General features: G+C 69.1%; 13 protein-coding genes. 7 read left to right on the top strand and 6 right to left on the bottom strand.

The window, feature by feature from the left end; translation table 11 throughout:
* Window positions 1-351 precede the first annotated feature (351 nt).
* Entirely contained in the window at window positions 352-663 is a 312-nt protein-coding gene (locus ACZ52R_RS41285; RefSeq protein WP_465755357.1) for a hypothetical protein, read from the top strand.
* 38 nt (window positions 664-701) lie between these two features.
* Here the strand turns inward: ACZ52R_RS41285 and ACZ52R_RS41280 are convergent, their stop codons facing one another.
* Window positions 702-1,175 (bottom strand): hypothetical protein, encoded by a 474-nt coding sequence (locus tag ACZ52R_RS41280; RefSeq protein ID WP_465755356.1) that lies wholly within the window; start codon window positions 1,173-1,175, stop codon window positions 702-704.
* Between the two features lie 122 nt (window positions 1,176-1,297).
* Here ACZ52R_RS41280 and ACZ52R_RS41275 point away from each other — a divergent pair, with 122 nt between their 5' ends.
* Complete coding sequence (locus ACZ52R_RS41275; RefSeq protein WP_465755355.1) at window positions 1,298-2,320, top strand: hypothetical protein; 1,023 nt, start codon at window positions 1,298-1,300, stop codon at window positions 2,318-2,320.
* A 112-nt stretch (window positions 2,321-2,432) separates the two neighbouring features.
* Here ACZ52R_RS41275 and ACZ52R_RS41270 read toward each other — a convergent pair whose 3' ends face one another.
* Complete coding sequence (locus tag ACZ52R_RS41270) at window positions 2,433-2,762, bottom strand: hypothetical protein (RefSeq protein ID WP_465755354.1); 330 nt, start codon at window positions 2,760-2,762, stop codon at window positions 2,433-2,435.
* An 89-nt stretch (window positions 2,763-2,851) separates the two neighbouring features.
* Here ACZ52R_RS41270 and ACZ52R_RS41265 point away from each other — a divergent pair, with 89 nt between their 5' ends.
* The gene (locus tag ACZ52R_RS41265) at window positions 2,852-3,562 is read left to right on the top strand and encodes a hypothetical protein (protein WP_465755353.1); all 711 of its coding nucleotides are present in this window, start codon (window positions 2,852-2,854) and stop codon (window positions 3,560-3,562) included.
* Between the two features lie 342 nt (window positions 3,563-3,904).
* Here ACZ52R_RS41265 and ACZ52R_RS41260 read toward each other — a convergent pair whose 3' ends face one another.
* Window positions 3,905-4,090 carry a type IV toxin-antitoxin system AbiEi family antitoxin domain-containing protein gene (locus ACZ52R_RS41260; RefSeq protein ID WP_465755352.1) on the bottom strand — a complete coding sequence of 62 codons (186 nt, stop codon included), beginning with the start codon at window positions 4,088-4,090 and terminating at the stop codon, window positions 3,905-3,907.
* Between the two features lie 4 nt (window positions 4,091-4,094).
* On the opposite strand from ACZ52R_RS41260, the gene ACZ52R_RS41255 reads away from it, so the two are divergent.
* Complete coding sequence (locus ACZ52R_RS41255; protein ID WP_465755351.1) at window positions 4,095-4,481, top strand: hypothetical protein; 387 nt, start codon at window positions 4,095-4,097, stop codon at window positions 4,479-4,481.
* A 622-nt stretch (window positions 4,482-5,103) separates the two neighbouring features.
* On the opposite strand, the gene ACZ52R_RS41250 is transcribed toward ACZ52R_RS41255, so the two are convergent.
* From ACZ52R_RS41250 to ACZ52R_RS41240, 3 genes are all read right to left on the bottom strand, one after another.
* On the bottom strand, window positions 5,104-5,406 hold the full coding sequence (locus ACZ52R_RS41250) for a hypothetical protein (protein ID WP_465755350.1): 303 nt from the start codon (window positions 5,404-5,406) through the stop codon (window positions 5,104-5,106).
* A gap of 125 nt (window positions 5,407-5,531) precedes the next feature.
* Window positions 5,532-5,759, bottom strand: a complete 228-nt coding sequence (locus ACZ52R_RS41245; protein ID WP_465755349.1) for a hypothetical protein — start codon at window positions 5,757-5,759, stop codon at window positions 5,532-5,534.
* Window positions 5,760-6,543: 784 nt separating this feature from the next.
* Window positions 6,544-6,930, bottom strand: a complete 387-nt coding sequence (locus ACZ52R_RS41240; RefSeq protein WP_465755348.1) for a winged helix-turn-helix domain-containing protein — start codon at window positions 6,928-6,930, stop codon at window positions 6,544-6,546.
* A 570-nt stretch (window positions 6,931-7,500) separates the two neighbouring features.
* On the opposite strand from ACZ52R_RS41240, the gene ACZ52R_RS41235 reads away from it, so the two are divergent.
* Genes ACZ52R_RS41235 through ACZ52R_RS41225 form a run of 3 tightly spaced genes read left to right on the top strand, consistent with a single transcriptional unit; the run spans window position 7,501 to window position 10,462 of the window.
* A complete protein-coding gene (locus ACZ52R_RS41235) occupies window positions 7,501-8,946 on the top strand; it encodes a replication initiator (protein ID WP_465755358.1) in 1,446 nt (481 codons plus the stop codon).
* The gene (locus tag ACZ52R_RS41230; protein WP_465755347.1) at window positions 8,943-9,128 is read left to right on the top strand and encodes a helix-turn-helix domain-containing protein; all 186 of its coding nucleotides are present in this window, start codon (window positions 8,943-8,945) and stop codon (window positions 9,126-9,128) included. The genes ACZ52R_RS41235 and ACZ52R_RS41230 overlap by 4 nt, the downstream gene beginning before the upstream one ends.
* Window positions 9,128-10,462: a tyrosine-type recombinase/integrase gene (locus tag ACZ52R_RS41225; RefSeq protein WP_465755346.1), complete on the top strand. Its 1,335-nt coding sequence runs from the start codon at window positions 9,128-9,130 to the stop codon at window positions 10,460-10,462. Before ACZ52R_RS41230 ends, ACZ52R_RS41225 begins: the two co-directional genes overlap by 1 nt.
* Window positions 10,463-10,630: the final 168 nt, after the last annotated feature.

Here is a 10,630-nt window from a genome sequence, read left to right as displayed (position 1 = left end):
AGGACCACCTCGACCAGCACAGCATCCCGCGCCTGCGCTCCTGGCGAGCCGTCAGCTGACACCCCAGCGACCAAGATCACCGACAGAGTCAAGCTAAGGAAGATCGTGCTCTGGGATACCACCTGGTGTGGTTCGCCGACGTCCTGCGGGCGATCGGCCAGGACCTCGCCGCATAGTCACCCACCGGAGTAGGCCGCGATTTTCATGCCTGCGTGGTGGCCTGTTGCCACTGGTAGTGGCTGGTACGGGCTCGGGCCTTGTGTCGTCGGCGCCAGTGCGAGCCCGCCGCGCACCTGCGGCTACGCCGGCGCGGCGACGGCGCCCGGCCGCCCCGTACCGACAGCGCCGTTGGTGACCGCGCAGGTGACGGCGCCGTTTGAGCGGCTCATGACCGTGCCCGGCATCGGCATCTGGACCGCGGCCGAGACCCTGCAGCGCAGCAACGGCGACCCGGACGCCGTCTCCGTCGGCGACTACCACCTCGCCAACCACGTCGGCTACGCGCTCACCGGCCGCGCCCGCAGCACCGACGAGCAGATGCTCGAACTCCTGGAACCGTACGCCGGCCAGCGACACCGGGTATGCCGGCTGATCCGCGCCGCCGGGGCACGGGCCCCGCGCTTCGGACCGCGTCTCGCCCCCAACGACCACCGCCACAGATGATCCCCGATTAGCTACCGTGACCTCTCGGCGAGGGAGTCTCAGCCGGATTCGACGGCGGTCATCCCGAACAGCACCAGCCCGGCGGACCACGCGTCCTCCAGCCTCCGGGCGAAGACCGCCTCGCGATCCAGCTGGGGCCAGGTCAGCACGTCGGCGGGCCAGGTCCCTGGCGGCACCACCAGCACCACCACGCCTCCCCGCTCTTCGGCCGCCGCCAGCCACCCCGGCGAGACCACAAGCGGCACCTGCGGCTCCCACACCCGCAGGCCCCCAACCAGCACCAGCCGCCTCATGAAACCGCCACCGACCTCGACGACCCCACTCGTGCCCGGCGGCTCGCCCAAGGCGACGACGAAGCCGCTGTCGACCGCGCTCTCCACCAGGTCGGCATGGAGCCCGGCGCCGACCTCCACGATCAACTCCGCGAACGGCAGCCCCTCCCCCACCTCGCGCACCGCCAGCACCCACACCACCGGCGCCTGGCCCCGGCCCCGGTCCCGCTCGTCAGCCACACCCCTTCAACGAGCCACCCGCACCGACGGCGCACGCCTCACCCGATCAGCCGCCCTCCGAGACCGGCCGAGGCCACCCTCCGACAAGCCCGGCCGCCGGCCCGGCCGTAAAGTCCGAAGACGTGGCCAGCACGCCGTCCCCCTTCGACGCCATCGCCGGCGAGCTCTACACCCTCGCCCCGCAGGACTTCGTCGGCGCCCGCAACAGGCACGCCGACAACCTCAAGAAGACCGACCCGCAGCTCGCCAAGCACATCCGCGCACTGCGCCGCCCCACCCAGGCCGCGTGGGCCGCCAACCTCCTCGCCCGCCGGCACCGCGACCTGGTCCAGCAACTGCTGGACCTCGGACAGGCCCTGCGCGACGCCCAGGAGTACCTCTCCGGCGAACAGCTGCGCGCCCTCGCCGAGCAGCGCCGCCAACTGGTACGGGCCCTCACCAGGCAAGCCGAGCAGGACGCGACGGCCGCCGGCCACCCGCTCGGTGCGGACGCGATCGCCGACCTGGACCGCACACTCAACGCCGCGCTCGCCGACCCGGACGCGGCCCGGGCCCTGGCCGAGGGCCGGCTCACGACCGCACTGGAGCCGCCTGTGTGGCCCGGCGCCACCCTCGGCGCACCGGCGACCGGGCACCCGGACGCCCCCGCCGCGGCCGAAGCCCGCCAAGGCACCAGCGCGCCGGTCGGCCGGGCCCGACCGACCGCGCAACGCCGGGCGGCGCCTGGCCCCGAGAGGACTCTCCGCGGGAAGGAGCAGCCCGCCGACCAGGCCGAGGTCGAGGCCGAGCGACAGCGTCTTCGCGAGCAGGACCGGGCCGTGCAGAGGGTGGCCGAAGCCGAGCAGGGTGAACGGGAGGGCGCCGCACGCGCCGCCGGTGCCGAGCAGGCCCTGCGCGACGCCGAGTCGGACCGGCAGCGGGCGAAGGACGAAACAGAGCAGGCCCGGACCGCGCTCGCCGCAGCACGAGAGCGCGAAGCCCGCGCCCAGAAGGAGCTCACACGGGCCGAGAAGCGCGTGCGGGCCGCCGAGCTCGCCGCGCGCACCGCCCAAGATCAGGCCGTCCAGGCCCGCAGGACCGTACACGACGCCGTCGAGCGGCTGCGCCGCCTGGACCCCGGCCGACGTGGCGGTCACGTCGACTGAGCCCTGGCCCGGTTCTGCGTGGGGTTTGGGCGGGCGAATGCTGCCCAGGCGCCCGGCAGGGCGTCGCCGTCGGCTCCGAGTAGCCCAGCAGAGCGGCGGCGCCCGTCGGCGATCACGGACTCGGCGGCACCAGGGCCACGTTCACAGCGGGCCCTCTCTCCCGGACTGCGCGGACCAGTTGGTAAAGGTAGGCATTCTGAGGGTGCTGAGCAAGGAGCTGATCCGCGTCGATCAGGATCACCATGCGACCCTCGCCAAGGTCGGCGAACAGCCCGAAACGCAGTCGAGCGGCGTCCGGCCCCAGTTCGCGGCATTCAATCGTGTGCTTGGCGCGTTCCAGCCGGGCGACGTACTTGGCGATATCGGCCTCGGGCGGGAGCGCTTGCTTCCCGCGGGTGATCGTGCCGACGAGCCAGGACCCATCGGAGGGCGTGTAGTCCATGCCTTGATACTCCTCTGATTCCACGGATCTGACACAGCTTCTGACCTTGTGATTTATCCACTCGTCTTCATCAGTGGAACACGTGATCCGTGGTGATCATCATGCGCAAGACTGTGTGCGTGACGCTTCCTACTCAGCTTGCCGCTGCTCAAGAGATCTATGATCACCTCCTTGATCAGCTCAACCTCGCCCTACGCCGGCCCGGGATGTTCGGGGGCGAGGTGGCTCTCCGGATCCTGATTGACCACGTGCTGTTCGTCGAACGCCAGCCCGAGGCATGGAACCAGCTGAAGCAGAGTTGGGAAGAGCAGGGGCTCTGGACCCCCATCGGCCCCAGCGGGGCCTTCCAGGATGTCTTCCCCGCGCAGGTCGACTGCTGCGAAGTCGCCTCGGTATACGGTGAGTTCGCGCACCAACGCGGCTGGCTCAAGCCCGATCGGGTTCTCACTGGTGAGGAGTACGAGGCCCTCAAACGCCGAGTCCGAGGGTGGGCCACGGTTGACCGCACCTGGGCTGATGTGACGGCGGAGTTCGGTCCTCCCTCTGTGCTGTTCGGAGGGAGCAATCCTCTGTACGGGAAGACGCTCGGGTACCTTCCGGAGGATCCGCAGCAGCCGATGGTGGTCTTCCACCTGTGGAACGGCAGCGAACCGGGGGCCGAACCGTGGCCACCCGATCATGCACAACCGTTGCTCCTCGCAGTGCGTTTCGGGGGCGGCTCGTTCCGCGGATCGTTGACCCTCACCCCCGAGGGCGAGCGGAGAAAGCCGACGCTCGGCGATCCCTGCCTGCCGCGGTAGTGGGTCCGACGGCGAGCGCAGGTCACCCACACACGAAGGCCTGGCGGGCCGGGGCGGCGGCCGTCACACCGACACCACATCGACGACCCCGTCGAGGAGCAGCCGGCCGCCTGAGCCCGGCCGGTCACGGGTCCGCCCCCGGCGATGTCCGGGGGCGGCGGTAGGCTGCCGAGGCCCCGAGAAGGCACAGGAGGCCGCCACCCACACGTGGCGGCCTTCCGGCATCTCAGACCGGGACGGCGACGACACGACAGTCCGGGTGCCGCACCCGGCGATGTCGCTCGACCGGCCGACGGTGAAATGGGACAGGTTCGCGAACCGGCCGCCGGTCGGGCCCGCGGGTCAACCGTCCAGTTGCACGTACAGGCCACGACCCGGGCGCTGCGCCCGGCCGGCCTTGACCAGGCGCTCCAGCATGGTGCGCACCGCGTTCACGTTGTCCGCCGACTCCTCGATCCCCAGCCGGGCGATCACCTCCCGGGCACGCAGCGGCCCCTGAGCACCGGCCAGCACGCCCAGCACGCTCACGGAGGTGGCACCGGTCGCTCGCCGCCCGGGCACGGGCGCAGCCGTCTCGCTCCTCTCGGTGGCCGGCCCGGCGCCGGTCCGCACCGGCCCGGTGCTCCGGGTCGCGGCAGACTTCTTCGCCGCAGTGCGCGGCCGCGCGCTGCCGGAGGTCTTCTGCGCTGCGGCCTTCTTCGCGGGGGCCGCCTCCTTCGCCGCGGCCTTCTTGGCCGGGGCCTGCGAGACGGCCGTCGCCGCCATCGAGGACGGGACCGAGGACATCACCCTGGAACTACTCGCGGCCACCCATGTCGGCTGGAACGACGCCTACCAGAGCGCCCCGGCCCCAGATCCGCAGGCCGCGTCCGAGCACGGTGCCGACAGCCACAGCCCCGGGGCGGACATCGGAAAGTAGACAGGCGTGCCCGGCGCGAAGACGCCCGCCGGCACACACCGCCCGCCGCGGCTTCGGACGGGTGACCGACAGACGGGGCACCGCCGAACGCAAAGCGAGAACCAGAGCCCAGGACCAGCACCCATGCTCTCCCGGCAGGCCCCTGACCTGCGAAAACACCGCGAATCCCTATGGGATTCTCACGACATGTCAGCGATTCCCACTCTGCTGTCAAACAGCAGGTCAGGGCGATGAAGAACCCCATCGCACGCATCAAGGCTCACAGACCAGCAGGTCAGAGCCATCACAGCCCTTCGTCCGAATTCTCGCTCAACAGATACGACACACGCCACAGCCAGAAGCAGCCTGTTCCGTAGACCGAGAACTCACACCACTCCCGGCAGGTCTCCCACACATCCGGCCCGACCAGTTCCCCAGCCCATTCCCCCATCGCCACGAAACGAGTCTGGCCTCACCGCTCACGCAGCGGGGCCAGAACCCAACACCTTCATCAGACTTATAGACGATCGGGCTGAATGTTGGGGAACATCCCCATGGGTCACATCCCGGAATAGCTTCATTTGATAATTCGCTAGCAATTGTTGAGGGAATGCCAAAACAAAAGCCGGCCTCAGTCAATAAATTACGAGCCCCCCGCAGAGACTCTCAAATTCAGCAAGTCGACCCAGGGGTTCTGCGATCCTGATTCATACTTAGCAATCTTTGCCCCCGGAGCGGTTTCAATCAAATGAAGAAGTGTCCAAGAGAGTCCAAAGCAGTTATCTTGACCAAACAGTTTCGACAGCGCCTGGGCCTCCTCATCGGTGATAGGACCATCGATGCGCTCAAGCAGCATCTGAGTCGTTTCGATTGCCTCCAGAGTGGCATCCTCGGAGGGAAATTGGCCAACCTGGACAAGTGCTTCCACTTCGGGGCGAACTGGCACTGTAGCTCCTCGACTCAGTCAACGTCAGGTGAAATCTCAGCTGCAGCGCCGAACCTGACGTGAATTAGTGAAGCCATTGCGGCCACCCAAAAGTACAAAGGTGGCCGCAATGGGGCTTGAGGCAATCAGTCGTGCAATTGCTTCAGCACTCGATTTTCATAGTAGTAGTCCAGCATGGCGCTGATTCCAGAATTGAAATAGCTGGGGTCTCCATATTTTTGCTGACCAATTCGCCGCATGTCCCAGAGATCACGCGCCAAGGCCTGCCGGAAAGAGAGCCCGGCTTCTGCCGCCTTCGTGATCCTGCCCTTAGTCCCGTAGGTCCGCGTCAATAGATGGTCTGCGTGCTTCATGACAACCGCCCCACCCTCATCCCTGGGCATGAAGCCAAGCCCATCCTGGGGCATATGGTGAGGCGTGAGTCCATCGCCAGGAGTTCCGGGATCCATGTCACCGAATCGACCGCCTTGGTTCTCGACAACGCACTTATAGTTGGCGTTATGGGCAAGAACTGGAGTCTCGCTCGCAACTACATAGTACGTGTGCTATGCGACCCCTCTCCACCTGCGTTTTTGCAGGTCAATCGGTGTTCGGTGGTTTCGCCGGGGTACGGGTATGGCCGGGGTTGTGCGTGGTCGTTGCCGTCACCGCTGCCGTCAAGGGTCTAGACCAATCCGATGAGTCCGAGCTCCCGGCAGCCCGCCGGTCGGGCCGGTGGCTAGTCTCACAGCGCGCGGGCCGGGCCGGGAACCGATCGGCGGCGGGCAGCGGGAGCTTCGCTTCCCGCCGGGGGCGAACACCGGTCGGCGTCGGCGGTGGGCCCGGCGGTGGAATTCGTGGTTGATGGTCGGACCCCTGGCCGGCCATCTCGAACGACCGGCCGTAGGAGGTCGTGGGCGACACCTTGCTCCGCGTCGCGGGTAAGGAGTCCTTGGCCCACAACTTGCTCCCATCGGGTACCGGTCGAACCCGCCCACGACGCGACTGACCTCTGACATCCGCGAGGGCCTCGGGTGCTGGTCCGGTCTGGGTCGGTCGGCGACGTCGGGCCAGCTCCAACGGGCGGAGCCCGCCTTGAACCTCGTAGAGAAAATCTGGACGCACGGCTCCAGCCCCAGGCCGTACGGGGCCTGCGGGTCAGCGGCCTCGCTCGGTGCCGCCCGCTTCAAGGGCTTCGACGCGGGCACGCAGGGCGGTGAGCTGATCAAGCGCCTCGGCCAGTGCCAGCTCCAGTGCCTCGACGCGCGCCGCCGTCCCGCCGACGGGCGTGTTCCCGGCCTCCCCGTCACCTGAGTCACCGTCGGCGTCAGCGTCGGGGTGGGCGACGAAGGCTCCCTTGCCGGGCCGGGAGATCGCGTAGCCGTCCTGCTTCAGCAGGGCCATGGCCTTCTGCACGGACAGGCTGGACGCCCCGTACTCCGCCATCAACACGGCCTGCGTCGGCAGCGCATCCCCCGGCTTCAGCCCACCGGAGCGGATCCGCTCCCGCAGGGCCTCGGCGATGACCTCGAACGTCAGCAGCACCGTGCCGCCCGCCGGTCTACGCCCCCGCCGCCCCACCGTCACCGCAGGTCACCCCGCCCTCTCTGCGCCACTACCACCGAAACCCGGCCCGTCCAAACCGGAAAACAGGGCCACAGTACCCGCATCCCAACCGCCCACCGAAATAGATGAGGAGGGATGCACTTGAATGCGCGCTTGAAGCGATGCTACCTTCACGCACCGCTGGTGATCACCATCGCTGACCAGGTCAGACGCCCCCGGCCCACCACCCACGCGCACGGTTCCCTCGCGCGCCGACCACTCGGGTCGCCCCTCAGTCACCTCTCCTCTTCTCCCGACTCCTGCCGGAGGTCTGTCCCCATGCCCGCACAGCTCCAACTCCCCTCCCGCGCAACGACGTCCGCTTCCACGAACGGGCCGTTCGCCGCATCGACGCACGCCGGGAGGGCCGACATATCCGCGAACAGGAACTCGGCGTTGGAACGCCGGGCGCGGCTGACGGCCAGGCTGGCCAAGCTCGCCGCCGCCGGATACCTCGCGCCCCTGGCCCGGCAGATCGGCTCGCTGGGCGGATGCGCCCGCCCGATCCGGATGAGCGGACATCGCACCCGCCTCGATGCCGCCACCGGCCAGATCCTGGACCACCTGGACACCCGCCGCCTGCCCGCCGGCGAACTCCTGATGCGCTGCGGCAACCGCCGCGCCACCCGCTGCCCTGCCTGCTCGAACGTCTACCGCTACGACACCTACCAGCTCATCGCCGCCGGGCTGCGCGGCGGCAAGACCGTTCCGACCAGCGTCTCCATTCACCCGCGCGTCTTCGCGACCCTCACCGCCCCCGGCTTCGGCCCCGTCCACAACCAGCCCGGCGCATCCCCGTGCCTCTGCGGCACTTGGCACGACGACGGCGACCCGCTCCTCGGCACCCCGCTGAACCCGCAGCGGTACGACTACACCGGCGCGGTGCTGTGGAACGCCCACGCCCCCGCCCTGTGGGCCCGCTTCACCACCCACCTGCGCCGCGAGATCGCGCATGCGGCTGGTCTGACGCAGCGCGCCCTGCGCCACCACGCGACCTTGTCGTACGCCAAGGTCGCCGAATACCAGAAGCGCGGCCAGATCCACTTCCACACCGTCATCCGCATCGACGGACCCACCGGCCCCGCAAGCGCCCCGCCTGCCTGGGCCACCACCGCGCTCCTCGACCACGCCGTCCGCGCCGCCGCGAAGCGGGCCCGCGTCCGGCACCGGCACCGCTCCGCGTCCGGGGAGACCGACGGGATGCAGCCGTCGGAGTCCACGGTGTTCCAGTTCGGGCGGCAGATCGACGTCCGCGCGATCCGCAGTACCGACTTCACCGGCGACGCCCCCGTCACCGACCGGCACGTCGCCGCCTACATCGCCAAGTACGCCACCAAGGGCGCCGAGACCACCACCGGCACCCTCGACCGCCGACTGCGCTTCCTGGCCGAACTCGCCCAGCACGACCTCACCGACCACGCCCGCCGCATGATCCACACCGCCTGGCACCTCGGAGCTCAGCCCCAGCACACCCACCTCCGCCTGCGCCAGTGGGCCCACATGCTCGGCTTCCGAGGCCACTTCTCCACCCGCACCCGCCGCTACTCCACCACCCTGACCCACCTCCGAGCCGAACGCACCGCCTGGCGCAGCCGTCAAGATGACGCCCAGGAGCGGGCTGGCGAGGGACGGTCGGCCACTGACCGGCAGAGTGACCGCAGTGACCGCGCTGACCTGACCGCCGGTCGCACCGACCCCGACTCCGGTCACCTCGCCGGTCAGCGCACAAAGAGCGGGCGGCGCGTCGGCACGGACACGACCCTGGTGATCTCGCACTGGCAGTACACCGGAAGCGGCCTCCTGCCCGAACTCGCCCACCTCGCTGACCTCCTGGCCACCGCACCAAAGCCCCGACCCAAGCAAGCAGCCCGCCCCCGGCAGGCGCAACGCCCCGATGACCGGACCGGCCACTCCGCCGACCCGCTGACCGGCGCCCCGGTGGAGGTGACCGAGTGACCGCCGACGCCGAGCTCCTGACCGTCCCCGAGGTCATGGCGCGCCTGAAGATCAGCCGCTCCACCGTCTACGACCTCATCCGCACCCGACAGCTCGCCTCCATCACCATCGGCCGCGCCCGCCGCATCCCCACCCACGCCCTGTACGCCCTCGTCCACCACCAACTCGAACAGGCAGCCTGATGACCACCCCCGACACCAGCACCAGCACCAGCTCTCGCAGGGTCCGCGCCAACGGCGACGGCACCGTCTACCAGCGCAAGGACGGCCGCTGGGAAGCCGCCGGATACGTCCTAGCCCCCGGCAACACCAGCAAGCGCGTCAGCGTCTACGGCGCCACCCGCAAGGACGCCCTCGCCAAGCTCACCGAGAAGATCGCGGCGAGCAACCGCGGCGTCCCCGTCGTCACTGCCCAGGGCAGCCTGGCCGCCTATCTGACGTACTGGCTGGAGAACGTCGCTGTCCACCAGCTCCGCGAGACCACCCACACCCGCTACACCGCCTGCGTCACCCAGTACCTCATCCCCGGCCTCGGCAAGAAGAAGCTCGCGAAGCTCGCCGCCAAGGACATCCGGAGCTGGCTGAACGGGCTGCGGACCGTCTGCCAGTGCTGCGCACGCGGCATCGACGCCCGCCGGAAGCCCGATGCCCGGGCCGGCCGCCAGCCGCGCTGCTGCGCTATCGGCAGGTGCTGCCGCAAGCACCTTTCGCCGCTGACGCTGGCTTACATCCACTCCGTGCTCAAGTCCGCCCTGGAACACGCCGTCCGAGAGGAGGAGATCGCGCGCAACGTCGCCCGCAACGTCCGCACCGGTACCCCCCGGCCCCGCCGCTTCGAACCCCTCACTGCCGACGAGGCCCGGCAGTTCATCGCAGCTGCACAGAGCCACCGCCTTCATGCGCTGTTCGAGCTCGCGCTGCGCACCGGCCTACGCAAGGGCGAGCTCCTTGGCCTGCGCTGGGAAGACCTCGACTTCAACAGTGGCACCGCCACCATTCGCCGTACCCTCCAACGCACCCGCTCCACCGGCCTGACCACCCTGCCAACCAAGACCATCAGCTCCGAACGCCGCATAGCTCTCCCGGCAGCCTGCCTCACCTCGCTGCGCGCTCACCGCACCCAGCAGGCCCAGGAGAAGCAGAGCGCGGGAGCGAACTGGAGGGACAGCGGCCATGTCTTCACCCGACCCGATGGCCACCCGATCGAACCCGCCACCCTCACCCGTCACTTCAAGGTGCTGCTTCGCCGCTCTCGCCTCCGGGCGATCCGGTTCCACGACCTGCGGCACTCGACCGCGACCCTCCTTTTGGAGCAGGGCGTCGAACTCGTCGTCATCAAGGAACTCCTCGGCCACGCCCACATCGGCGTCACCGCCACCGTGTACGCCCACGTCCGCCTTCGTCTCCAGCGCGACGCCATCGACCTCCTCGGCCGCACCCTCAGCAAGCCCTCTGAGACCGTCTCTGCCCCCGACGACGGCGACGACCCGCCACTTTGTGCAGCACCCGTCCGCTGACGTTGCCGTCAACTACTGCCGTCAGACGCTTCAGGGGCCCCACCGGAACACTTCCGGTGGGGCCCCTGAAGCCATTAATTAGGCCGCTTCCAGAGCTCCTACAAAATGCGACGCGAGGAGGGTCGCGCTTCCGCCCAATGGCGGGCTTGCACCCGTAGGCACTACTGC

It is taken from the genome of Kitasatospora sp. NPDC034023 (genome assembly GCF_055575795.1).
Note: the sequence above shows the minus strand (reverse complement) of the source record. Positions and strands in the feature narration are given on the sequence as shown.